This window comes from Paraflavitalea sp. (assembly GCF_059502485.1).
Genome location: NZ_JCACET010000009.1, coordinates 195,166 through 221,278, shown reverse-complemented (window position 1 = coordinate 221,278; position 26,113 = coordinate 195,166). Strand labels below are relative to the sequence as shown.

Below are 26,113 nucleotides of genomic sequence, written 5' to 3'. Positions count from 1 at the left end.
TAGAAACGAACAAGCCGCCGCCATTCATTTGGAGGCGGCTTTTGTTTGTAGGTGGTTACACATCTTTACCTATATTGACCAATCGGCCCGGGGAAAGCTGCCTTTAGAAATATATCCTTACCTTAATTCTCATTACCCTGATCTAATTCCTTTTTTAATTCCGGTATATGAGTTTACAAAGAAGAAATTTCCTTAAGCTTTCCGCCAGTACGGCCGCGTTGTTCTCTGGCATCAATATCATTAAAGCAAGTTCACGCACTGACTCTTCCATCTTCGACGGCCTGCAGTCCATGACTGCCGATGCCGCGCCTATTACGGTGGAGGAAAGAAAACAACGTATTGCCAAGGCGCAGCGGCTGATGGCTGAAAACAAGATCCAGGCACTTATATTGGACTCTGGAACATCCCTGATGTACTTTACCAACATTCGTTGGGGTGCGAGCGAGCGGACCATGGTGGCCATTATTCCGGCAAAAGGTGACGTGAAATATGTGTGTCCTGCGTTTGAAGCAGAAAGGTTCCGGGAACTGCTGACTATTGGCAGTGAAGTAAAAACCTGGGAAGAACATGAAAGCCCCTATAAACTAATTGTGGATGTGCTGAAGGGCTATGGTATTACCGACGGCAATGTAGGCATAGAAGAGCGCGTAAGGTTTTTTGTTTATGATGGTGTCCGTAAAGAAGCACCGGGCATCAACTTTATCAGCGGCGACCCGATAACGATCCCGTGCAGAATGATCAAGTCTGCCGCAGAACTTGCCCTGATGCAAAAAGCAAATGATATCACGTTGGCTGCTATAAAAACTGCTACAGACAATTTAAAGGAAGGCATGACCAATGCTGAGTTGTCGTCGTTTATCAGCGAAGCACACCGTAAGCTGGGCGGTACGCCTGGCGGTGCTTTGGTGAATATTGCACAATCCTCTGCGTTGCCGCATGGGAGCATCAAGCCTGTGCAAATTAAAAAGGGGGATATCGTGTTGATGGATTGTGGCTGTTCCGTATATGGATATACGTCGGATATAACCCGTACCGTGGTATTTGGCGCTGCTCCAACCAAACGTCAGCGCGAGATCTGGGATCTGGAGAAAAAGGCGCAGGCTGCAGGCTTTGCGGCTGCCAAACTGGGCGCTCCTTGTGAGAACGTCGATATCGCTTCCCGTAAAGTATTGACGGATGCAGGTTACGGACCGGGTTATAAATTGCCTGGCCTCCCCCATCGTACGGGGCATGGCATTGGCATGGATGGCCACGAATGGGGCAATATGGTGCTGGGTAATAAGAAAACACTTGAACCGGGTATGTGCTTTAGCATCGAACCCATGATCGTGTTGCCCGGAGAGTTCGGCATTCGCCTCGAAGATTGTGTATACATGACGGAGGCCGGCCCTAAGTGGTTTACGCAGCCAAGCTTGTCGATCGATAAACCTTTTGATGCATAAGTGCGTTTCAGCCTGCTAAAACTACTATATTAGCATGATCAAAAGCTAATACCAATACGATGCGTCCCCAACAGATAGGCCGGCTGTCGATACCCACTGCCAAAGGGTTTGAGGTACGGGAAATTGATAAAATAGAGTGTTTGGAATCAGACAAACACCTTACCCACGTTTACCTCGAGGATAAAGAAGTAATCACCAGCATAATGATGCTTCGCTATTTTGAAGACGAGTTGAAAGGTCATCCTTTTGAACGCGTTCACAACCAAACCCTGGTAAACCTTTGTAAGATCAAAGAATATTCCCGGCAGCAAGACCTGCTCATTCTTTGCTCTTCCAAACGCGTGAGCATTTCCCGGGAAAAAGGAAAGAAGGTCCTGAAATTCCTCAAGTCCTCGCTCGAAGAGGAGGAAAAGACTACGGATATGCGCGATAAAGTGGGCTCCCTCATCGTGCAGGGCGGCCAGGCACAGCACCAGATCCTGCCGTTAAAAAAAGGACTGCAACTGGTAGGCCGTAAAAGCCAGTTGAAGCCCTGTGATGTAATGATCGAGACGGAAGATAAGGTCATGAGCCGTAATCACTTTTACATCGACAGCCGGGAGAATGAATATGGTGATTACGAATCTTTTATCTTTATTAAGGAGCCGGTAAAAACCTTGCTCAACCAGCTTCCCCTGGAGCCTGGCCAGGAATATCCCCTCACCAACAGATCAGTGATCCGGGCAGGCGAAACGGACATCGTTTTTGTGGCGCTCGCTTCCCTTGAAGAAGAAAAGTAAGTACCGCTACCCGGGTTCCGGTGCAGGTTATGGTTCAAAACCTACCGGTTATTGCTATTTACCACTTTGCCGCCTTTGCAGTCGTGAACTTTGACTTATCAAAAAACACAAATTATGAAACAGTCAACTTCACGCACACGCATCCTCCTCCTCAGTTTTTGCTTAATCCTTTCATTAACAGCGGCTAATGCGCAGCCTACTTTGGTAAGATCCTGGAATAACAATGGCTATTACCAAACGGGCTCCGGCTCCGTATTTACCTGGAGCGGCAGCACACTGAATGGATATTGCCATGGCTACGGAACCATCCAATGGTACGACAATGGGAATCCTTCTTTTAAGTATATTGGAGGAGTTAAAAACGGAAAAAATGAAGGGTACGGCACTTACTACAACGCCAACGGTAACAGGTCATACGCAGGCTATTGGCAAAATGATGTGCGCGAAGGCTATGGCACCAGTTACAACAGTGATGGAAGTATTTATCGTCAGGGATACTATACCAACGACGCGTTTAAGTATGAGGACAATGCAGATGCTGTGGCAAAAAAATGTACCAACTATATTATCAACAATGAGTTTGATGGCGGCATCAACCGGCGGTACACGATCCTGAAATGTATCTATGACACCGATAACAAACTGGTTGAAATGGAAATTAGGATCACTTTCAACGGCGATATTATCAATACCAATTCCTATGCCTGCACCCTGGCTATTAAAAACTACACTACGCTTTCAGCAGAGGTGGTCGATTGTAATGAAAGGGCCGAAACATATCGCCGTGATATGAGGGATCTGAAGATCGCTGTGAAAGTGTATGAGATACTCGACACATTGTCTCAAAATTAATCATACAGATTACTTAACTGTATTGAACCCAGACCATGAAGATGATATATACAGCAATTTCCCGGCAGGGGCTGCGCGAACAGAATGAGGACAGCATTTATCCGGCCCCCGGTCAGGTGCCTGCCCAGGATGTTAACCTGTTTATGGTGTGTGACGGTGTTGGCGGTGGCGCCAGCGGAGAAGTAGCGAGTCAACTTACCTGCACAGCAATAGCCGCTTATTTTGAGCAACAGGTAAAAGACAAGGAAAGTGGTGGGCAGGAAGTAAATGCGGCCGTGCAGCAAGCCGAAACCATGCTCGAAGCTTATAAGCAACAACATCCTGACAGCCATGATATGGCCACTACCCTCGCGCTTTTGCACAGTCATGCCGGTGGCATCACCATCGCACATATCGGTGACAGCCGCGTGTATCATATCCGGAACGGACATGTGATCTTTTGCACCCACGACCATACCCTGGTCAATGAGTTCGTGACTTCGGGTTACCTTACGGAAGAAGAAGCTGCCCATCATCCGAAGCGTAATGTGATCACCCGGGCTATTACCGGCGCCAGTGAACCCGTAACGGCAGATGTGCAGATCGTACAACAGGTGGTGCCCGGCGATCATTTTCTGCTATGCAGCGATGGTGTGTGGCAATGCCTCGACAGGCAGTTCATACAGGAGTATTTCGATCCTGAAGCGATTGCGGAAGGACATACACCTGCGGTGATCCTGCAAAAGATCGACGAGATCTGTTCGGTTCATTCCGCCGATAATTATTCCGCTATTATTGTACAGGTTATTCTTTAGCCCACCCACTATCTTTCGATTTATGAGAAAACAATGGATATTTCGTTTGTTGCTGACCTGCTTACTCACAGGCGCTATCGATGTACTTCAGGCCCAGGACGACTGTGCTCATTATACCAACCAGTATGAGCAGCTGCTGAAGAACAAAGATCTGATCGCAGCGGATAGCCTTGTTGCCTTGTTGCGCGTTATACAGGCACTGCGTTGCCCACATGATGCAGCCCTTATCAATCGAAAAAAAGAAAACCTCGCCCGGCTCTATCGGGTTACCATGACCGGCAATACCGGCTGGGCAACTATGTCAACCAAACAAAACGGCTACCTCGTCAGCATCAATCAGGAATTTGCCATCACGGGTCAGCTAAAAAATATTCTTGAATTTGATCGTATTGCCGACGACCTGTACCGGATACAGGATACGCTTGGAGGCTACTGGCTATTCCACAAAAGCGGCCGGTTCGTTACCAGCACTTCCTACGACAGTATCTGGAATTTCGATGAAAATGGTTATGCCGGTGTACAGAAGGATGGCAAAATAGGCGTTATTGATAAAGCAGGAAAAGAGATCGTGAAGCCGGAGCAACGTTCTTTCACAGCAGGGATCAGTAATTTGCGGGTAGATCGTAAATATGGCTTTATTAATCAACAGGGGAAAATAATAGTGCCAGCTATTTATCAATGGACATGGAACCTGGAAAATGGGTCAGTACTGGTATGCCCCGACAGTAGCACATATATTTTTATTGATTTAGCCACGAAGGAAACTACTACGTATAATAGTGTAGATTTTTTTGAAAAAGATTTCAGCGCTCTCATTCCAAGAACCGCCATCGTTAGCATAAAATGGAAATTTGGCATAGTTGATGGGAAAGGCAGGTTATTGACAGATTTACAATACGATTACATATCCCGTTTCAATTTTTACAATGAAAGGCTTGTTGTTACTAAGTTGTACAAACAAGGCGTGATAGATCGTTTCGGAAAACCGATCGTACCTCTTCAATATGTCGAAAGTCACAATCGATATTCAGAAGGTTATTTAGGAGTGAGCGAAAATTACAATAAGTGGGGATTTATCGACACCACAGGAAAGCCGATTACATCGTTCGCATATGCAGGTGTATCCCCATTTGGTGAAGGACTTGCCGGGGTTAGTAATGGAAGTTTATGGGGCTTCATTGATAATCAAAATGAGGTGATCATACCTTTCAGTTACGAATCTGCCGGAACATTCTCTCAGGGATTATGTCCCGTAAAAGTACGTGGTAAATGGGGTTATATTAATAAGGCGCAGGAAATGGTAATCAAAGCGAAATATGATTGGGCTAACTCGTTTCATGAGTTCGGGCAAGCCATGGTTACAAAAGATGGGCGTACTTTCTGGATTGATAAAAAAGGTATAGAGCAAAAAAAGTAAATTTTCTGAACCCTTAACAACAGTGTACCGTGTATTTATCACCTGATACTATATTAAAAAATAACTGTTACCGCATTATCCGTGTCATCAAACCCGGCGGATTCGGTATCACTTACCTGGCCAATGAGATCGGCTACTATAAAGAAACGGGCTTTGGCAAAGAGTATGACACCTATGATAAGCCCAAAGCCGTAGTGATCAAAGAGCTGTATGTGGATGATTATTGCTACCGCCAACCGGACAATTATATTACCATCAGCAACGCAGCCCGGAAAAAAGATTTCCAGAAAATGGTGCAGAAACAGCTGGAAGAGGGCAAGATCATCCGTAGCCTCAAGCACACCAATATCATCAATACCCGTGATATTTTCGAGGAGAATGGCACGGCCTATATGGTCATGGACTATATTGAAAGCATCGACCTGGACCAGTATATCCGCGATCGTGGCTATCTCGACCGGAAAAGAGGCCTCCTGTTCATCCGGCAGGTTATCTCCGCTGTCAAATACATTCATGAACGCAGCATATTGCACCTCGACATATCGCCCAGCAACCTCCTGATGAGGGTGATCAGGAATACGGACGATCCGCAGGATTACCAAACGACCGACGAGCTGCTGCTCATCGATTTTGGCGCCTCGCTCACCTATGGCAGTGATGGGGAAAGACAGTCGCAGACCTCCCAGCTTGTCACCGGCCTCAAGCGAAATTATGCGCCTAATGAACAGCAGGATATCGACAACCTGAAACATTTTGATGCCAGCTTTGACACCTATGCTATTTGTTCCACCTTTTATTATTTGCTTACGCGAACAGCGCCACCGCCCGGTTCGCTTCTGATATCAGGGCGGGAGAAGCTGATCCCCCCTTCTGTGTTGCGCACGGACAACACCATCAGTGATTATATCGATGCCATCATCGAAAAAGGTATGAGTATTTATTATAGGCAGCGTTTCAAAGAAGTGATCGAGCTGGAAGCCAAGCTGGAAAAAGAACATGCCTACCAGGAGCAGCTGCTGCGGCTGGAAAACCTGCCTGACAATGGGCTTCCGGGCGAGTTATTGAAAGCGGTAGAGGAAACGGAAGCCGCCTTTCTTCCTACGGCATCGCTGGAAAAAATAAAAACAGCTTTGCAACGCCGCATCCGGGAACAGCAGGATAGAGCCGTTTATCAACGATTGGTGGAGCACGCCACAGAGCGGATGGCGAGCGGCAATTATAAAAAGGCATTGGAAGATCTTGAAAGCGCGCTGCACCTGAATCCTGATAATGCAGAGCTCATTGCTAAAATAGCCCTGTGCAGGTCCAAAGTAGAGGAGCTATCTGCCCAGGAAAAATTCAGCAGTCTGTTGAAAGAAGCCAGGGAAGCTATCAGCAACCAGCATTATGCCATTGCCAAAGCGACCATCAATATGCTGCTGCAATTGGGCCCTGCCGACCAGCGCGAGGTGCTGCTTATGCTGGAGCAGATCAGGTCTGTTGAACAACAGGCTGAAGAGGAAATAGCCAGCAAGCTGCGGGAAGCAGTGCGGCAATATGAATCGGAAAACTTCAGGCAGGCAAAGGATATCCTAAGTACTCTCCCGGCCGCAAAGCTTAGGGAGGAACACCAGGTTATATTGTCACGTATGGCGCAGCAGGCAGACCAGTATGATGCCTTGCAACAATTCATTCTGCCTTTTGAGGAGGTGAAGAAGCGGTCGCCTGAAGACGTCATCAGCAATCCTGACGGGCCAACCGCAATGCTTCTCACGGCCTTTAAAAGCAAAGCGGCACAGGTGGAGCAGCTTCAATTGCCGCATGTCCGGCTGGAACATCTCTTCACGGAAGCCGCTCAGTGGATAGCAGCTTACCAGCAAGCCCGGCTGGCCATCGAAGAAGAAACGGAAGTACAGGTTGGTAGCCAGTTCCCACAGGCAGCTACTAAAAAACGTCCTCCCCTGCGACTGATCATAGGCACAGCCGCCTTGCTGATCATTGCTGTTCCCCTTATTGTTTGGCTGCTGCAACCCAAAGCAATAGCTACTACCACAACCGGTCAGTCTGCAGCAGCAGACAGCCTGCCTGCAGACGTACCGCAGCAATCGGGCAAAGCCAATTTTGTGGAACCTGTATTAGGATACACCATGGTTTATGTACAGGCGGGAGCCAATAAAAAAGATACCAGTCAACAGGATTTTTATATAGGAGAAACGGAGATCACCCAGGCCCAGTGGAAAAAAGTGATGGGCAGCAATCCGTCACAGCACCTGGGTTGTGACGATTGTCCGGTAGACAGAGTCAGCTGGAATAATATTCAGGTATTCATTCAAAAGCTCAATCAACTCAGCGGCCGGCATTATCGCCTGCCTGCCGTGGAAGAATTTGGATTTGCTGCTTCTGGTGGCGTTGCCGGCAAAGGTTATTATTATCCTGGTGATGATAGCCTGAATAAAGTGGCCTGGTGGAAGCGCAACAGCCAGGATGCAACACATGCAGTCAAAACCAAAATGCCGAATGAATTAGGGATCTATGATCTGTCTGGCAATGTATCAGAGATCACCGGCACAGAACATCAGGGTCATTATTGTATTGCAGGAGGTAGTTACATCGATGATTCAACAGGCGCTTATAATGGTTTGGAAACGCACTTTCATGGCTATTGCCATACCGTGGCCACCCGGTGGGATACCTATAAAATGTACGGTTTCCGGCTGGTATGCGATACCGATAGCATCGTTACTAAACCATCTACTGCTGGTACACAGCCCAATGATCCTGCTGCCGAAGCAGCTCAAAAGGCAGCAGCGAACAAAAAGGCTGCCCGCCAGCTCGCCAATGAAGCTAATCTCTTATTTGGCATGGAAAAATATACCGAAGCAGTGGAAAAGTATAAACAAGCCAACCGGCTGAGCGCCGGTGCGGGGAATGGCGGGTATGATAAATTTATGCAGCGCGCCAATGACATCTTCGAAGCACTAGGCCGGGAAGATGACCGGGTGAAAACATATCGTGCCTATGCTCAGGATATCCAGCGTACAAAGCCGTAGGTGGGCCATTTACTACCATGATGGGGTCCATATGGTCTTACCCTGCTGATTGATGTATCCCATTTTTACATTGGGATATTTGTCGGGGAATATATAGTCTGATGAACTTCCTCCTACGAGTATTGCAGACAGGCCGTTGTCAAATGGTTCGGAATATTCATACATGCATGGTATTATTTCTCTGCCCTGATCATCTATAAAGCCCCATTTTCTGTTTCTTGATACCTGTTTCAATACAGGTTGCGACCACTGTAAAACATCATATACGGGTTGTGCAACTATTTCTCCCGAGGCATTCATCAGTCCCCGCTTCAATTTATTATTGCTCACCTGGAAAAAACCATTGCATTGCTGTGTGCATTGTTCTCCGTATTGCGCTTCATATAGGAATCTTCCAGTTACAGTATAAATTTTACCATCAACATACCGATAGGGCAAAATATCGTTGGTCACAAATTTCAACTTATGAACGATCACAAGTGTATCACCTGGTGAAAGTGGCCAATAGGAAATTGTATGCATTCCATCATCGGGAATGGTAGCTGTTCCGTCTTTTTTCATCAGACCTTTCCCGTGTTCATTGATCCCATATTCCATGTATCCATATTTATATGGACCAAGCCAATTGTACTTTGGTTCGATGATAATCTTTGTTGTTGCATCCATTGCTCCCCACCCTTTCTCCTTTATGTAAAAATTAATTAAACCGTCACTGGATGATTTAATATAACGCGTTTCATAAATGGGCTTTACGATCCAATTCCCCTTTTTATCAATGATGCCGCTTTTCTCGTTTTTATCTTTGTAGCCCCCCGTTGTGTCAACGTACATATTCACCTTTGCGACGCCATCACTGAAGGGCTCCATCAGACTGAACTTAGGTTCTGTAATTATTTTTCCTGTTGAGTCCATTAATCCATAGAAACCCGGGTAGTAGTTCTTTGAACGTAGCTTTGTCATAAACATTCCTTCTCCGTGTTCTATGATTGCTGCATATCCTGTTCTTGCCACTATTTGCAATCTTGAGTTTATAAGAAAAGTAGAGTCACCCAATTCAGCTGTAATGAAATTGTTATTTCCCCCGTATACATAAAGGTTGTCGTAAACAGGCTTGAGCACTACTTTACCGTTGGAATCAATTACTCCCCATAATTTGTTTACTCTTACCCGAAAATAAGGCTGTGCATACGTGGAGGTATGTAGTATAAAAAGGATTAATACAATCAGGATTGTTTTACAGGCTTGCATAATGGGGCAATTGGGGTTAAGAAGTTCTTATGAATCAATAAACCTGTCCGGAAAATAATCTTTTAAAATAGTAAGCTATGTTAAAAACGTTTTACCGTACTTGTTATTGAAAGCGTTTGCTAAAAATTAGCAGGCAGGCTGAAAACGAACGTTTTTCGTACCAAAAGCGTACAGTGGCCATTTTTAGATTATTGCACTTGGTATTGATTATTAATGAGTTATTGAATTGGCACAGACGTGGACTAATGGATAGTATAATAACAGCAAATGAAAAAGCTCCATCTGTTCATATTGTTCTTTTTAACCAGCTTTGCAATCTGTGCACAACAGCCTTATGCAGTTACGTATCAGCAAATCAAAGAATTTCAGGGTGTATATGAATATACCAACCATACCACGCTTAAAATAGCAGCGTCTCCGAAAGATACTTTGCTTTATGCCGTTATAGGCGAGAGTATGTACCCACTAAAACCGGCAGCGCAAGACCTGTTCCTGGATGGAACGAGGAACAAAGTTCAATTCTTCAGGAATAAAGAGAATATGGTGACAAGTTATTCGGTGCGCAATGATACCTTCCGGCTGCTGGACAAAAATGTTTCTTTCCCGGATGCTATCTGGTACGCAAGGCCGGAAGAAGAACGCAAAAACGGTTACCAGTATCGACAACCTACTGATCTGCATGATGGCCTGCGAACAGGGGATGTTGCCACTTCAGGGCTGGATGCGGCTGCACTGAATGGGATGATGCAAAAGATCATCGACGGCACTTATAAGGATGTGCACAGCATATTGATCATTAAGGACGGGAAGCTGGTGTTCGAAGAATATTTTTACCAGTATAACAAAGACAGCCTGCACGAACTCCGCTCCGTTACCAAAAGTTTTATCTCTGCACTTACGGGGATAGCTATCGATAAGGGGTATATCAAATCGAAAGATGAAAAAGTACTTTCCTATTTCCCGGAATACAAGCTGAATAACTTCAGTGAAAGCAAGCAAAAGATCACTGTCGAAAACCTGCTGTCCAACCAGAGTGGTCTGGACTGTGATATCAGCAATAGTCAATCGGAAGGGAATGAAACGAAGATGGGTTATTCTCCGGATTGGGTGAAGTTTACACTGGACCTGCCCATGATCGACTCTCCCGGTGGTAAGGGTATGTATTGTTCCGGCAATCCTGTGACGTTGGGACGCATCATTGAAAAAACGACTAAGATGCCCCTACCCGACTTTGCTGTGCAGACGCTCTTTGCACCGCTGGGTATTACGCGTTTCCAATGGCATTTTAAACCAGATCAAAGCAGTTCGGAAACTTTCTGCCAGTTGTACCTGCGTCCGCGGGATATGGCCAAGTTTGGGTTGTTGTACCTCGATGGCGGCAAATGGAATGGCAGGCAAACAGTGCCTGCGGGTTGGGTGGATCAGTCGCTGGCCAAACACGCTACTGTGCAGAACAATGGCTATGGGTACTTATGGTGGATCAAATACCTGAATGTGAACGGAACGAGGTATTATTACAGGACTGCACAGGGTAATGGTGGTCAAAGGATCAGCGTTTGGCCCGAACAAAATATGGTGACGATCATCACTGCCGGCAGTTATAACAGCCAGTCGTCTTCCGATGAGCTGATTGCCAAATACGTACTGCCGGCTTTTAATAAGCAGTAAAGCCCAGGCTGTCGTCAGATGATTGATTTTGTATGTTGCCGGAAATAGCGACTTTTGCATCCGGAAGGCACTTGCCGACTACTCTAAAAAGATACATCTTGGACGAATCGATCAGCTTAAATAAGTTTATCAGTGATACGGGTTATTGTTCACGCCGGGAGGCAGACAACCTGATCCTTGCAGGACGGGTATTATTGAACAACCGGCCGGCTGTTCCGGGCAACCGGTATAAACCCGGAGACACAGTTGAAGTGGATGGCAGCCTTATGACCGCCGCCAAAAAAGATAAACGTGTATACCTGGCGCTCAACAAGCCGACAGGCATCACTACGACTACTGAGTTACACATCAAGGATAATATTATCAGTTTTGTGAACTATCCTAAAAGGATATTTCCCATTGGCCGGCTCGACAAAGACTCTGAAGGGCTGATCTTCCTCACCAATGATGGTGATATCATCAATAAGATACTGAGAGCCGCGAATAACCACGAAAAGGAATACATCGTACGGGTTAACAAACCCATCGATCATGCATTCGTACAACAGATGTCGCAGGGAGTACCCATTCTCGACACGCGCACATTGCCTTGTAAGGTGCAAATGATGGGGCGTCAAACTTTCCGTATCACGCTTACGCAAGGTCTTAACCGCCAGATCAGGCGGATGTGCGAATACCTCGGTTATGTTGTAGTGGGATTGCAACGGGTTCGCATCATGAACGTCCGGCTTGATAAACTGCCTTTGGGCAAATGGCGTTATCTCAGTGAAGCAGAGATATCATTGCTGATGGAAACTGTAGCTGATTCAAACAAGGAAAATACCGAAAGCAAGCCAGCGTCACATAGGAAGAAGGGGGCAGGGCGCACACAAACTCCGGCCCATCCAAAATCCGGCAATACTTCCAAGGACAAAACGCCAGTTCGTAAAGATGTAGCAACAAAGCCCGCAACCAAGGAAGGCAAATTCCAAACAGGTAAAACGGCAGAGAAGCCCTGGAAGCGTGAAAATGCTGCGCAGAAGTCTGCCAAGGCCCGGCCGGGAAAGGGCTCTCCTCCCCAAAAGAATACGGCAAAGAAAAACGACCATCCTAAAAAGGAAAAGCGATCGGGCGCTGAAGGTTCTTTTAAGAATTTCAGAAGCAAAGGACGTCGCTAACGCTCATCAAAAGGCTTTTCATTGTCGGTCAGGTTTTTGTCAATAAGGAGTAAGTTGGGGTCCAGGATGATCTTTGATGGCTTTTGTGGGATGAGTAGTTTCAGTGTTGTTTGTGCTGCATTGACCCTGATCTTCTTTGTCAGGGTAAGGTGGTCATTCCCGTGTTCGTCTTTTGTATATATGCCTAATTCAAGCCAATCGTTGATTGTTGCATTTCTTTCATTACCCAGGCTATCTACTTGTATTTTTTTCATGTCCAGTGTCACTGTTACTGCATACTGGTTTCCTGTAACTTTTTTATAGTCTGCATGCAGTAGTTTGTTGTCGTATAGGATAACGGATGTAAATAAGTCCCGGATAAGGTATTGCAGGCTGTCGGGGGTGACTTCTCTGAAATAACCCAACAGGTCGTTTGTGGTGGGATACCGGGTAGTGTGTTGTTTCTTCAAACCGGTATAGCTGTTCCAGTCCCTGATAAAACGCTGTAGTGCTTTATTTACACTGTCTTCAGAGATGTAGTGTTGAAATGCATGCAGGTTGATCATTCCTTTTCTGTAGTGGATGTATTCCTGTCCGGACCCTACTAATGCCAATGGTGGTTCATATGTGGCGCCCCCTGTCCTGGCTTTTAAATACTGACTCCTGTTCCATTTCAGCAATTGGTTTACCTTTTCGGCAGGGTATTCTTTTTTGAATACCATCAGGGCGGAGTATTGGGCTAAGGATTCGGAAAGCATCGTCTTGCCCTGTACATGTGCAGGATTGATCTGATCACCCCACCATTGATGGGCCATTTCGTGGGCAACAATGTAAAAAGGCATATCCATGTCTGTTGTGTCATCGATGTTCATGATGAATCCCACGTTCTCCGCAATCGATATTAGCCCGGGGAAAGATTGGCCTCGTCCGCTATACACCGGTGTTTCTGCTATCCGTATCTGCTGATACTGATAAGGGCTGAAGTGCTGGCTGTAATAGTCGAGGGAACGTTTCATGCTCTTCACCATTCTCAGCAGATTGAACGTATGCTCTGGGTGATAATATATCTCAAGGTCAACGGCTTCTTTCTGTGGATGCCAGCGTTCTCTTATGGCCTCGTAGCGTGCTGAATGTATTGCATAGAAATTGGAGATCGGTTTGTTTGTCGAAAAATGAAAGTAACGCCGGTCTTGTTTGGTCCAGGTTGCTTTTAGATTGCCGGGAGCTACGACTGTCTGGTCGGCGTCTGTGCCGGCTATGAGTTCGAAACGGACCTCTTCCCCATCGCCATTCGATTTGCCTTCCTGCAGGGCAACGGCATCGTTGATGGCAGCTCTTCCCGGCCGGGGAGGCAATCCGAATTCAGCACGCATTGCTGCCTCTTCCAGTTCAATATCCGGGTTGTAGCCAATGGTTGGGAAATGATTGTTGTCGAGGAAGGTGCCGTTATATACTACAGCTGTATGGGAACTTTCTGTAAACCCTGTGGGGGTAAAGCGTTGTTTGAATTTCAGTTTTAAAGTATCTCCCGGTTGGAGTGGTTGTGTCAGCTTTAAGATATAATAACCAAATCGTTTATGCGTGCTATCCGGCGTAGTTCTTCCCTCTACTGCAAGGTATTCCAGCTCCACCTCGTCGTCGGGTAGCTTTTGGATGTGGATCTCATGGATTGCTTTTTCTCCTGGATTGAACAGGGTGTATTGGCCTTCTACTGTATATTCTCTTTTGTGGGGGTACAGGTCGAGGTTCAGGTATACTGCAGCTATTCTGGGCTGAGCAAGTGACGTGAACGGTTTTAGCAACTGCTCGTATTCTGCCCTATACGCTTGTTGGGTGGCCCGGGATGCCCAGGTGTTGGCGATATTGGTATTGTAAAAGATATAGCTTCCAGCAATCATAAAGACAATCATTGCTGTTGCCATGATCCGCTTCACCGGGGGCGTAAACTGCAGCCGGCTTTGCCGCCAGCGCTTCCTCCACGCGGTATCCATTCCTCTTACGGAAAAAATAACAGCTATCATAAAAAGCAGCAGGGCAAAGGATATCCAATATAGTTTGATCCACCCGTAAGGCTTCAGCAAGTGACCATATCCATTCATGGCGGAGTAAGGGGGTAGCAAAGAGCCGCCAAAAGTAATAAGGCCGTGATCCAGCCCCAGCATCCTGCATCCGAGGGTGCTTATTGCGATAAATATACCTGCTGCGAGATGCGCGAGGTACTTGTTGTTTACGAGCACCTGCGACGTAAAGCATACTATGCTTAGTAAAAACAGGAAAGGAAAGATCTCAATGAAAAAGGCGGCGAAGTAAAGCGGTAGTTCGTAGTTGTAATATCCGTGGAGTGACTGGAAAAGTATACCTGTACCAATCATGGCAAAAACGAGCAGTACCAGTACCAGCATTAGCCCGAGGAATTTACCGCTCAGGATTATCAAGTTCGAAACGGGCAGTGTATCGACAAGCTGGTTGATCCTGTTGTCTCTCTCTTTCCAGACGAGCTCGCCTGAATAGAAAAGAATAATGGCTGCAAAGAAGATCGCTGTCATTTCCACCAATTCGCTGGTAATAATATAGGTGGCTGGTACATTGTCGACACCATAGGTGGTGCCGAGGTTGAATGAGTTGATGAGCAAGATGCCTATTCCGCAGGCTACGATAGCCTTGAAGGAAATGGTGCTGATGATCGATCTGCAACTGTATAGTGTGATATGGAAAAGCTGAACGATACCGGTTTGTGTGTCTTCCTGTGGCGAAGGCCACGGTACAGGCGCCGATACCGGTTCATCCTGTTCTTTGTTTTCTGTTTTGGCAGTTTGCCGTTTCTTTTGGGTTGCTTTATCTCTTACTACCGTGAAGCTGAAGAAATGGTGTCCCACTGCAAGGGTGACTATTCCAAATGCTACCCAGAGCAGCCGGTTGTACAGCAGTATTCCTGTTAGGGGTACCATTGAAGTAGTGCGTTCAACGGTGTTCCAGGATGAGGTGGCTATGTTGACTGTTTGAAAGGTGAAGGGATCGAGCAGGCCTGTGAGCAAAGATGTGTCCGGGCCATTTGTCAGATTGATCGCCAGCAGATAAACGAGCAGGAAGAAAAATCCCTGGATATAGACGATGAGTAGTTTGCGGCTCAATGCCCCGGTAACAAAAAAGAGCGCGCCACTGAAGAATAAGGTGGGGATCACCAACAACAGGAAGGGCTGCCAATAATGCCAGGCATCAACTGGTATCAATTTGTCCGGATTGTGCCAGGGCATCAGGTCGCCCACCATCATGCCCAATGGTATAGCGGTGAAGATAAATACAAGGATCACCCATGAGCCCAGGAATCTGCCAAGCAGGTAGTCTCTTTTCTTCATGGGATTGACGAATAGCAGTGATTCCATCCTGTGATCAACATCTCTCAATACTGCCACTCCTGTGATCATGGAGGGAATCATCAGGAGCAGGGCTGTCATAATGCCCATTGTTCTTGCTATGATCATGGGCGCATTGCGCTTGAGGGGGCCGGGTTGGCCTTCGTACACGAAGTCCACTGCGACGATGGAAAACAGGAACAGGATGAGGAAGTAGATGTACGTGTTGTATTGCCGGAGACGGTAATTGATCTCGAACCTGCTTATTTCAAACAGCATAGTGATGGTGTTAGGAGTTGATTTGTTATTGCTTTTGAGTGGGTGCAGGTTGACCGAATATCTGTGAGAAGTATACATCGCTCAGGTCTGCTTCGACGGGCCTGAAGCCATCGCCCGGATCACTGTTGCTGAAGATGTGAATGACGGTATTGCCCTGGAAAAGCCGTTCTGCGATTATTGTATGGCTCTTTTTGTATGTGTCGAGCTGGCCTTTGGGAATAGTCTTGCTGAAGACTTTGCCTCTTATGTCTTCAATGGCTTGTAGAGGGTTTCCGGTCAACAGTACTTTCCCATTGCTGATGATGGCCATATGGGGACAGAGTTCTTTCACGTCTTCCACAATGTGGGTGGACAGGATCACAATTGTTTCATTGCCTACTTCACAGAGCAGGTTATGGAACCGGTTTCTCTCTGTGGGGTCGAGGCCTGCTGTTGGTTCGTCGACGATGAGTAGTTTGGGATTAGAGAGTAGTGCCTGTGCTATGCCAAAACGTTGTTTCATGCCACCTGAGAAGGTGCCGAGGTTCTTCTTTCTTTTCTCATAGAGGTTTGTTTTGTGAAGCAGGGCTTTCACTATATCTGTTCGTTCTTTTCTATTGGTGATGCCTTTGAGTACTGCGAGGTGGTTCAGCAGTACTTCGGCTGATACCCTGGGGTATAGGCCAAACTCCTGTGGCAGGTACCCCAGCTTACTTCTTACCTGGTATTTGTTTTTCAGGAGGTCCGTTTCTCCCAGCATGATCGTGCCTTTGTCCGGGTCCTGCAGGGTGGCAATGGTGCGCATCAGGGTGGATTTGCCAGCGCCATTGGGGCCTAAAAGCCCAAACATGCCTACCGGGATGGTTAACGAAACCTCGCTGAGTGCCTGCACGCCGTTCCCGTATGTTTTTGATAATCCTGTTATGGTGAGTATGTCCATTGTCGTTCTTGTGATTTATTTCAAACCTACAGCCGGGTAAGAGGCTTTGCAAATGAGTGTGCCCAAAGCATCCGGCAGAGGGGTATACAGCGTTTGGATCGTGTTGAAGTAATTCCATCACGGTCTGCTGGCTGTTGGACCTGGCTCAGCGGTCGTTTGCCCTATTTATGGGTCAGGTATGGGGCGGTTCATCTGATTATTGGCTTCAACTGCCTATTTTTGGTTTATGCTATCGTTGCTCAAGAAGTACAGTCTGCCAATAATCGCCTTTGTTTATTTATCCTTCCTGGTCATGGCTGCTCTTATGGAGGAGTATGAGCTTCACCTTACGATTGCTGCGCTGTTCTTTACGGGGTTCGTATTTGTGCCCTGGTTGGTATGGCAGATTATATTGGTGGTCAGGTTGCGGCATGAGCGCAAGAAGACGGAACTGCTGCACCTGAAAAGCCAGGTAAACCCGCATTTCTTTTTCAATACGCTTAATAACTTGTATGGTCTGATCAAAACGGACCCTGAGCAGGCGTCGGCGCTGGTGCTTAAATTATCGGATATGATGCGGTATAGTATTTATGAAACACAGCAGGAGGTGGTGGCGCTCGAGAAAGAGGTTGAATACCTGCATAACTATATCGGGTTGCATCGCATGCGTTATCATAAAGAGATTGCTGTAGATATTAAAGTGGATATACAGGAAGGTTACCGGGTAATGCCACTGCTGTTTATCATATTGGTGGAGAATGCTTTTAAGCATGGTGTGGAGAATCTTCGTGACAAAGCTTTTGTTCACGTGACGCTTACGACTGCAGCTAATGAAATCTATTTTGAAATAAAGAATAATTTTGACGATTCGATGGCGCCGGAGGAGGCCGGTATTGGCTTACAGAATCTGAAGCGGAGGCTGGCGTTGGCTTACGAAAACAATCATCAACTGAAGCTGGCTCAACATGATGGGGAATACCTGGCAACGCTAAAGCTGAAAAATTTATGATCAAGTATCTGATAATAGACGATGAGCATATTGCTCATAGTATCATCAAGGGGTACTGTGATATGTTGCCCAACCTGGTATTCCAGCAGAGTTGTTATGATGCCATCGAGGCGTTGGAATACCTGCAAGAACGTAGTGCTGATCTTATTTTCCTGGACCTCAATATGCCCAAGCTGAAGGGATTTGAATTTCTTAAGACTTTGCCTTCTCCCCCTAAAGTGATCGTTACTACGGCTTACCAGGAGTTTGCGCTGGAGGGATATGAGCTCAATGTAGTGGATTATTTGTTGAAGCCATTCAGCTTCCAGCGGTTTGTAAAGGCTGTGAATAAAGCGATGGGGACTTCCCTACCCGCCGCAGGCCCTAAAAATGTTCAGCCAGTTCATCCATCTGCTACCATCTTCCTTCGATCGGATAATAAGCATATACAGGTGAGTGTTGCTGATATTCTTTTCCTGGAAGCGGCCGGCAACTTTGTGAAAGTGGTTACAACGTCAGCATCCGTCCTCGTCAGGGATACGTTTGTCGTTGTTTTAAACTCTCTGCCTCCTGAGGATTTCTTGCAGGTGCACAGATCATTTGCAATAGCCCCCAAGCACATCAAGAGTATCAAGGGTAATCAAATTTCAATGGGGGATCACATTGTACCTATCGGCAAGATGTACAAGACGTACATCAATAGGTTGTTGGGTTAAAAGTTCATGACGCATTTGTGGATGACGCTTACACATAAGGTGCGCTGACTGTGATAATGGTTCCTTTGTCTATTTTACTTTCGATGGATGCTTTGCCTCCGATCAATTCGGCCCGGCTCATGATATTTTGGAGTCCCAGCCCGCTGCTTTTGGGGGGAAGCTGTTCTTTGTCGAATCCGATGCCATCATCTGTGATCGTAAGGTGGAAATGTGGCTGAGCATATTCAAGGTGTATGTCTACTTTTGATGCTTTGGCATGCTTGATGATATTTTGTATGCTTTCCTGTATTATGCGGAAAATGATCAGTTTTTTCTGATTGTCGATGGTTAGTTCTTCGCCAGTAACAGTGAAACTGGCCTGTATGAATTCCAGCTGATTTATTTTTTCTACCTGATTCGAGATTGTTTCTTCCAGCGTGCTATGGCTAATAAACTGGCTGTTCAGGTGTTTGGCTATATTCCTGAGATCTGTCAGGGCATTTCCAATGTGTTCTTTTACTGAAGCGAGTGTTTCATTGTCTTTATGGGGCTTCTCACTCATGAGGTTCACCTGTATTTTGGCAAGGCTAAGTACCTGACCCACATTGTCGTGGATTTCCTGACTCACAGAGTTGAGTGTTTGTTCTTGTATTTCCAGTTTTGCGTTGAGTATTTCCTGTTGAAAGATTTGTTGCATTTTGCTGAGCTGTGTTTTCATTTCAAAATGGCGGAGCGTGTCGGCTTTTCTTTCTGATCCGAAGCGCATGGCTTGTAAAAACGCCAGCAGGAAGGCTTCGATGAAGATGGCTGTCGATACATAGCTGATGGGGAAAAGATGTTCTGGCTTGCCAGTTTGAATATAAATGGCCTCAACGAGGATCAATATAAACCATACCAGGTATGACAGCGCGAACAGGTAGCCCAGTTTGTTGCCGCTTCTGCCAACTGTAATTCCAATAAATGTGCCCAGTAAAAATACATACATGGCAAATGCCTGGTTGATCAATAGTACTGTCATCAGGGGTATGTAGGGCAATGTAAACAGGTAACAGCAGAAGAATAGTGCACAGCTCAGTGTGAACCTGAAGAGCCTGGGATGTTGTTTTCTTAATCCGAAGAATGAAATGCAATAGAATAAAAAGGCGGGCATATCCAATACCGGAACTACCTTATACCAGTACATCAGGTCTATTTCCGGAAAGAAGTATATCGCGTAGCCTTCCATCACCAGTGCAGATGTGAGCAGGTAAAAGAATACAAGGATGGAGTAATTAAGAAAATACAGTTTCCGCAAGGCCAGGAACAAAAAGATATTGATAATAACTGCAAAGAGCAGAATACCGGCATAGATGCCATATCCCATTTTTTGCCGGGCTGCGGTGGTCTCCCATTCTTCCACTGACATCAGTCTGACCGGTATGGCATGCATTAGTGGTGTAAGCCGCACATAAAAAACGGCGGTATTGGCTGGCAGTGGAAAGGCCTGAAAATGGTCGGAAAGGGGTTTCTGACTTATCGGTACTTTGTATCCGCTGCGCATTTGCTGCCATCGCTGGCTGGAATCCTGGTAGTACAATTGGACATCGGGAAGGAATGCCTGCTCAAAGTTCAACACGAGTTGCCGGCTCACCGGCTTATCGATCTCGAATTTCAGCCAGATGATCTTCTCGGTGAAGCCGAAGTTCAACACAGATCGCCGGGTGGCAACAAAACCTGCCTGCACTTTGGGGGATAATACCTCCTCTATGCTTAACTGGCCGGTAACGTCCTCAAAGGAATACGCTTTGTATGGATGTTTATTGTCACCCTGGCCTGCTGCACCAATGCATACGAATAACGAAAGTAAACAAAACAATAGCCGCATCGCTAAAGAGAATTATTGGGATTCTTTGCCAAGGCTGAAAGGCATTTTGATGTTCATTACATTTGACATGATGATCACATAGATAAAGCAATACATGCTGAAGGGTGCATAACCCAGGTAACCGAGGAAGGGCATATTGAAAATACACCAAAAGTCTACATAAGGAATGCAATACTCCCAGTACCCCGGATTGGCTGTATCGATAAACTGTGGTTGTCTATAGCTCAAGTGGTTCCACCATTCAACGCAAAATCCCTGTAGTATCCATACAATGGTCATAAGCATAAATGGTGTCCAGTCGCCCTTATCTCTGATAGACTTAAACGGCGTCCAGATATCGAGAAAGGTCAAGACGGTGATCATGATCGTTAAAGGACCAAGCCATATACCGTAGAAAAGACCATTGGGCAGGTAGCCGAGAAAGAACATTATTACAAATCCGATAATGAGCAGAATGATTCTTGTTGTTTTGGAGTAACTGACCTTCTTGCCCAGTGTAAAGCGTTTGTTCAAGGCGGGGAAGGTTCGCAGCAGCTGATACCATTCAAACGCCATTGGAATGAATGCCGACGATCCTATTACTGCATATAGCAGGAAGTTGCCGGGGGTGCTCATCTTTTTGGCGGCGGGATAGTACCAATTGGTTTCTATGAAGAAGTTAAAATATTCAAAGATCAGCCAACCTGAAATCGATAATATACCCATAGCAATCAGTTCGGCTGTTGCGTTTTTCATCATCGACTTTCCTCCGCTCCTGGCGTACACGATTCCATCCAGCATGAGGATAAATCCCCACCACAGCGGGATCAGGGCCCAATCGACGACCCATTTAGGGCCGGTTAATTTTGCCGCAAAGACTATCAGGATGGCTACCCAAAGTACCAATCCGATCCAGAACCAAAGTGGCAGTTTTGCCTTTTTTACGGGAGGAACAGCCGTGGTGTCTTTCTTAAATCCAAACAAGCGGGGGAAAGCCAATACCAACAATAATAAGAGAAACAGCGCCGAAGCAATCGTGATGGCCAGCCAGTGTAAGCCGGGCTTATCGACTGCTTCTATCGAAGGAAAGTGGAAAAAATCTGGTGGTATTTTCCCTTTTTTTTTGATTAAAAGACCGAAATACGGCGTGTAGAAAATAGCGATCATGGTGAGGAAAAGGATTCCAACTTTCCGGCTCGTACTCATAAGCTGTTTTTGGTATTTTGAAAAATGAATAGCGGTGTTTACAGAATGGTGGACGGCGTAGCGCATTCAGTGGGGGCGGAATACCAATGGAGGATCGGTTTAATCCTGACGGGGATAAATATAGGAATAAACTTCAAATAGTTGTCAGTCACCAGCAACTATGCAAAGCATTGAGTAGAATCACGCTTATGTTGTGGGTGGAAATACTTTGGAGTGATCTTATTCGGCTATTATTACTTTGACACCGGACTTTTCAATTTTATTTACTGTCTCTCTGCTTACTTCACCATCTGTTATTATATAATCTATCTGATCAAGGTTGGCGATCTTGCCTAAGCCGCGGCGATCGAATTTGGAGCTGTCGGCCAGGACTACTACTGTTTGGGCAAGCCCGATCATCTTTTGGTTGAGGCTGGCTTCTACAATGTTGGTGATGGTGAGGCCATGTTCGAGGTCGATGCCGTCTACACCGAGGAACAACACGCCGCAGGACAATTCGTCCAGTATTTTCTCGGCAAAGGAGCCTGCAGTGGATGAGGAGCTTTGATGGACGAGTCCGCCCAACTGGAGTATTTCTACATTGGGGCGGTTGATCAACTCCAGGGCTACTTTCAATGCGGGGGTGATAACTATTATTCTTTTCTCCGGGTACAGCTGGCGGGATAATTCAAATACCGTGGTGCCGGATGCAATGATGATGGAATCATTCTGGCCAATGAGGCTGAGGGCGGCCTTTGCTATTCTTTTCTTCTCGTCGGACTTGATGAATTCCTTTTCATCTATTGGTCTTTCAATGGCGTATGGGTTATTGATGGAGCCCCCTCCGCGGGTGCGGAACAGGAGTTTCTTTTCTTCGAGGAGTTTCAGGTCTTTCCGGATGGTTACCCCGCTTACTTTCATTTCTTCCATCAGCTGGGGGATGGTAACCTGGCCTTTTTCGGATAGTTTTTTAAGGATAAACTGGTGTCTGTCGGTGATCGTATTCATACAATAAAGTTAGGTTTCGCAAAGTTGCCGTTAATTTCCTAATATTTTCAAAGACTTGCAAAGAGTTTACGATTTGGTAAAATTTGTGGGTATTCCCCGCCTCAGTAAAACTTTCAAAGACTTATTTTTTGTTTAATTTACTTTAATTTGGTTTAAGTTGGTTACATTTGGTTTACAATTTTGCCCCAAATGAAAGTAAAGATCGGCTTTTTGGGTCAATTTTGGTTACGATTGCTCTTTCCAAAGCTTTTAATTCATAATAATTTGTTTACAAACGGGTAATGTTTTGTTTAACCAGAGATCATTCTTTTGCAAAACATTAATTCTTTTTAACAAAATGAAACAAAATTAAAGGGGTTAATGGCTTTGGAAAAATTAGTATGTATTCAAAAAACACTAAGCTGTTATGAAAAAAACTCCCTGCTTTGCCATCATCGGGCAGCAAAGGAACTTCCGGCAACTAACCGGTAGCTGGCTACTCAGCCTGTTATGTCTATTTCTCTTCTCCGTGTCTGCCACAGCGCAGTCGAAGCGCATCACCGGCAAAATAACTGACGAGAACAACAAGCCTCTTGAAGGGGTGAGTGTGAGCTTGCGGAAAACCGGATCGGGTACTACCAGTAATGCGGATGGTGATTATGCGCTTACTGTGCCCAACTCCACCGATGTGCTGATCTTTTCGATCGTGGGTTATGGTGAAAAAGAAATGACCATCGGTGACAACACTGTTATCAATGTAACGCTTCAAAAGGATGCCGCTGGTTTAAATGAAGTGGTGGTGGTAGGTTATGGTACGCAAAAGAAGGGCAACCTGACGGGTTCCGTTTCCGTGATCAACAGCACTCAAATTGAAAGACGGCCCAACACTTCTACTTCGAATGCTTTGCAAGGGCTTGCTGCGGGCGTAACGGTTACTTCGCAGACGGGTTCTCCCGGTGGCGATGGCGGTTTGATCCGTATCAGGGGTATCAACTCGTTCGGCGGGTCCAGCAGTAACCCGCTGGTGATCATCGATGGGGTTGCCGGATCGATCGATGACGTGGATGTAAACCTCATAGAATCCATCTCTGTATTGAAAGACGCTGCTTCTTCTGCGATCTATGGTTCAAGAGCGGCCAACGGTGTGATACTGGTTACTACCAAAAGAGGAAAGGATAAATTGTCTGTGAACTATAAAGGTTTCGTGGGCAAGCAATCAGCTACTGCCATACCTAAGGTAACAGACGGGTTAACATACATGCGTGTGTTTAACGATGCGAGCATGAATGATAATGGTATCAAGATCTATAGTGACCAGGATATCGAGAATTTCAGGAAGGACTTTGAAGCGAATCCGAAGAATTACGATTGGCAGGATGCGATATTGACTGGCAGCGGACTGCAGCAAAATCATTTCATTTCTTTGGCTGCCAATACCGGTATCGTTCGTGTAGCGCCTTCTTTGAGCTTTACTGACCAGGAAGGGATCATCAAGAATACCAACTTCAAGCGTTATATCTTCCGTAATAACCTGGACATCACGCCCAGCAAAAAGATCAATATCCGGTTCGACGTTGCTGTGACCAACCGGGACAGGCGGCAGATCGCTGATGAGGGTACTATCTGGAATTACCTCGGACGGATGCCTACCAATATTCCTATCCGCTATGGCGATAAGTGGTCTGACGGCTGGGTAAAGATCAACCCCGTAGGTTATATCCAGGATGGCGGTAACCGTAAAGTCAATAACCTCGAGTTTTACGGCAACCTTAACCTGACTTATAAGCCGGTTGACTGGTTGTCGCTGACCGGTATGTTTGCTCCGCGCTACCTGACCGCCAATGTGCACACTTTCCGGAAAAGCGTGATGACTTATTATAAGGATGGATCGGAAGCCGGTGCGGCCAATACCTTCACTGAGTTGAGCGAGTCGGCGATGCGGTATTTCTATGGTACTTATCAGTTCCAGGCTACTGCTCAAAAGAGCTTTGGTGATCACAACTTCAGTCTGATGGGTGGCGCTTCCAGGGAAACATATGATGAGAAGTTGTTGTCTGGCTACAGAAGGGATTTTGTATATACCAATTATGAGCAGCTGACTGCCGGTGCCGACAATGCTACTAAAGATAATAATGGTACGCAGAATCAGTGGATATTGTTGTCTACTTTCGGCAGGTTCAATTATGATTTCCGAGGCAAGTATCTGTTTGAAGCCAACCTGCGGTATGATGGTACTTCCCGTTTCATAGCCGACAATCGCTGGGCGGCGTTCCCCTCCTTCTCTGCCGGCTGGGTTGTTTCGAAAGAAGATTTCTGGGACAAGTTTAGTCCTGTGGTGAATATGCTGAAGGTGCGTGCTTCCTGGGGTAAGCTGGGTAACCAGAATATCGGTTCTTCTTATTATCCTTTTGCTGAGGCTTTGTCGCTGGGAAGTGTTTCGATGGGTGGCAATGTTTACCAATCGATCACGCAGAGTACGCTTTCCAATCCTAACCTGCGTTGGGAAGAAACAGAGATGAAGGGTATTGGCTTCGATGCGAATTTGTTCAACAAGTTTTCTGTAACGTTCGATTATTATGATAAGAGAACGGATGGCATCCTGCTTAAGTTGAATACCTCACAGCTTACGGGTTTGGCATCTCCTTATCAAAATGCTGCGGTGGTAACCAACAAGGGTTGGGAAGTGACTGCGCGGTATGATAACAAGTGGGGTGATTTCCTGCTGGGTGTAGGTTTCAATGTGTCTGATGTGAAGAACAGGATCGTTGATATGAAGGGGCAGACTTCCGGTGACCTGTTGCGTCAACAGGAGGGTTATTCTATCAACTCTATTTACGGTTACATCGCTGATGGTCTTTACCAAACACAGGAGGAGATCAATGCCGGTCCGGTGCAGATCGGTACGCTGAAGCCTGGTGACGTTCGCTACAAGGACATTGCCGGTAAGGAGGAAAATGGTAAGCAAGTTCCTGATGGAAAGATTACCGATGCCGACAAAGTGATCATCGGCAGCACTATTCCCCGCTATACTTATGGAGGTAACCTGGACCTGGGATGGAAGGGTTTTCGCCTGAGTGGTTTTGTGCAGGGAGTAGGTAAAGTAGATGGTTACCTGAATGCGCATTATGTGATCCCGGCTGCGAACTCCAGCGCTGTGAAGCCCTGGCAGCTGGATTACTGGACGCCTGATAACAGGGATGCTGCGTTGCCACGGGTATCTGTTACTTCTACGAATAATACACAGAACTCCACTTTGTGGATGAGAAGTGCTTCTTATCTCCGGTTGAAGAATATTCAATTGGGTTATGAAGTGCCTGCCATCTTCCTGAAGAAGGTGGGCCTGCAAAAGGCATTTATCTATGTGAACGGTCAGAATCTTTTCACGCGTACCAAATTTTATGATGGGTATGATCCTGAGATCAACTTTGATGCCGGTGCTGCTGATGGTGTGTCATTGGGCGGCGGTAATTACTATCCTCAGGTTAAGGTATTCACTTTTGGTATCGATATTAAATTCTAA

General features: G+C 46.2%; 17 protein-coding genes. 11 read left to right on the top strand and 6 right to left on the bottom strand.

What is annotated here, in order from left to right:
* Window positions 1-167 precede the first annotated feature (167 nt).
* The 6 genes from AC5JBY_RS16740 to AC5JBY_RS16715 all read left to right on the top strand — a co-directional run bounded on the left by AC5JBY_RS16740 (window position 168) and on the right by AC5JBY_RS16715 (window position 8,313).
* Window positions 168-1,442, top strand: coding sequence for a M24 family metallopeptidase (locus tag AC5JBY_RS16740; RefSeq protein WP_495905770.1), 1,275 nt, complete (start codon window positions 168-170; stop codon window positions 1,440-1,442).
* Between the two features lie 59 nt (window positions 1,443-1,501).
* A complete protein-coding gene (locus AC5JBY_RS16735; RefSeq protein WP_495905769.1) occupies window positions 1,502-2,221 on the top strand; it encodes a LytTR family transcriptional regulator DNA-binding domain-containing protein in 720 nt (239 codons plus the stop codon).
* Between the two features lie 114 nt (window positions 2,222-2,335).
* Window positions 2,336-3,073: a hypothetical protein gene (locus tag AC5JBY_RS16730; RefSeq protein ID WP_495905768.1), complete on the top strand. Its 738-nt coding sequence runs from the start codon at window positions 2,336-2,338 to the stop codon at window positions 3,071-3,073.
* 35 nt (window positions 3,074-3,108) lie between these two features.
* Entirely contained in the window at window positions 3,109-3,867 is a 759-nt protein-coding gene (locus AC5JBY_RS16725) for a PP2C family protein-serine/threonine phosphatase (RefSeq protein WP_495905767.1), read from the top strand.
* Window positions 3,868-3,889: 22 nt separating this feature from the next.
* Entirely contained in the window at window positions 3,890-5,284 is a 1,395-nt protein-coding gene (locus AC5JBY_RS16720; protein ID WP_495905766.1) for a WG repeat-containing protein, read from the top strand.
* 29 nt (window positions 5,285-5,313) lie between these two features.
* Window positions 5,314-8,313 (top strand): protein kinase domain-containing protein, encoded by a 3,000-nt coding sequence (locus tag AC5JBY_RS16715; protein WP_495905765.1) that lies wholly within the window; start codon window positions 5,314-5,316, stop codon window positions 8,311-8,313.
* A 12-nt stretch (window positions 8,314-8,325) separates the two neighbouring features.
* On the opposite strand, the gene AC5JBY_RS16710 is transcribed toward AC5JBY_RS16715, so the two are convergent.
* Window positions 8,326-9,561, bottom strand: a complete 1,236-nt coding sequence (locus AC5JBY_RS16710) for a WG repeat-containing protein (RefSeq protein ID WP_495905764.1) — start codon at window positions 9,559-9,561, stop codon at window positions 8,326-8,328.
* A gap of 267 nt (window positions 9,562-9,828) precedes the next feature.
* Here AC5JBY_RS16710 and AC5JBY_RS16705 point away from each other — a divergent pair, with 267 nt between their 5' ends.
* Window positions 9,829-11,229 carry a serine hydrolase domain-containing protein gene (locus AC5JBY_RS16705; RefSeq protein WP_495905763.1) on the top strand — a complete coding sequence of 467 codons (1,401 nt, stop codon included), beginning with the start codon at window positions 9,829-9,831 and terminating at the stop codon, window positions 11,227-11,229.
* Between the two features lie 98 nt (window positions 11,230-11,327).
* On the top strand, window positions 11,328-12,386 hold the full coding sequence (rluF, locus tag AC5JBY_RS16700) for a 23S rRNA pseudouridine(2604) synthase RluF (protein ID WP_495905762.1): 1,059 nt from the start codon (window positions 11,328-11,330) through the stop codon (window positions 12,384-12,386).
* Here the strand turns inward: rluF and AC5JBY_RS16695 are convergent.
* Window positions 12,383-15,997, bottom strand: a complete 3,615-nt coding sequence (locus AC5JBY_RS16695; protein WP_495905761.1) for an ABC transporter permease/M1 family aminopeptidase — start codon at window positions 15,995-15,997, stop codon at window positions 12,383-12,385. The genes rluF and AC5JBY_RS16695 overlap by 4 nt on opposite strands.
* A gap of 25 nt (window positions 15,998-16,022) precedes the next feature.
* A complete protein-coding gene (locus AC5JBY_RS16690) occupies window positions 16,023-16,916 on the bottom strand; it encodes an ABC transporter ATP-binding protein (RefSeq protein ID WP_495905760.1) in 894 nt (297 codons plus the stop codon).
* Between the two features lie 226 nt (window positions 16,917-17,142).
* Here AC5JBY_RS16690 and AC5JBY_RS16685 point away from each other — a divergent pair, with 226 nt between their 5' ends.
* Entirely contained in the window at window positions 17,143-17,904 is a 762-nt protein-coding gene (locus AC5JBY_RS16685; RefSeq protein WP_495905759.1) for a sensor histidine kinase, read from the top strand.
* Window positions 17,901-18,599 (top strand): LytR/AlgR family response regulator transcription factor, encoded by a 699-nt coding sequence (locus AC5JBY_RS16680; RefSeq protein WP_495905758.1) that lies wholly within the window; start codon window positions 17,901-17,903, stop codon window positions 18,597-18,599. Before AC5JBY_RS16685 ends, AC5JBY_RS16680 begins: the two co-directional genes overlap by 4 nt.
* Window positions 18,600-18,627: 28 nt before the next feature.
* On the opposite strand, the gene AC5JBY_RS16675 is transcribed toward AC5JBY_RS16680, so the two are convergent.
* The 3 genes from AC5JBY_RS16675 to AC5JBY_RS16665 form a co-directional block, all read right to left on the bottom strand.
* Window positions 18,628-20,442 (bottom strand): sensor histidine kinase, encoded by a 1,815-nt coding sequence (locus AC5JBY_RS16675; protein WP_495905757.1) that lies wholly within the window; start codon window positions 20,440-20,442, stop codon window positions 18,628-18,630.
* Window positions 20,443-20,454: 12 nt separating this feature from the next.
* Complete coding sequence (locus AC5JBY_RS16670; protein WP_495905756.1) at window positions 20,455-21,627, bottom strand: hypothetical protein; 1,173 nt, start codon at window positions 21,625-21,627, stop codon at window positions 20,455-20,457.
* A 219-nt stretch (window positions 21,628-21,846) separates the two neighbouring features.
* Entirely contained in the window at window positions 21,847-22,614 is a 768-nt protein-coding gene (locus AC5JBY_RS16665) for a DeoR/GlpR family DNA-binding transcription regulator (RefSeq protein WP_495905755.1), read from the bottom strand.
* Between the two features lie 406 nt (window positions 22,615-23,020).
* On the opposite strand from AC5JBY_RS16665, the gene AC5JBY_RS16660 reads away from it, so the two are divergent.
* On the top strand, window positions 23,021-26,113 hold the full coding sequence (locus tag AC5JBY_RS16660) for a SusC/RagA family TonB-linked outer membrane protein (RefSeq protein ID WP_495905754.1): 3,093 nt from the start codon (window positions 23,021-23,023) through the stop codon (window positions 26,111-26,113).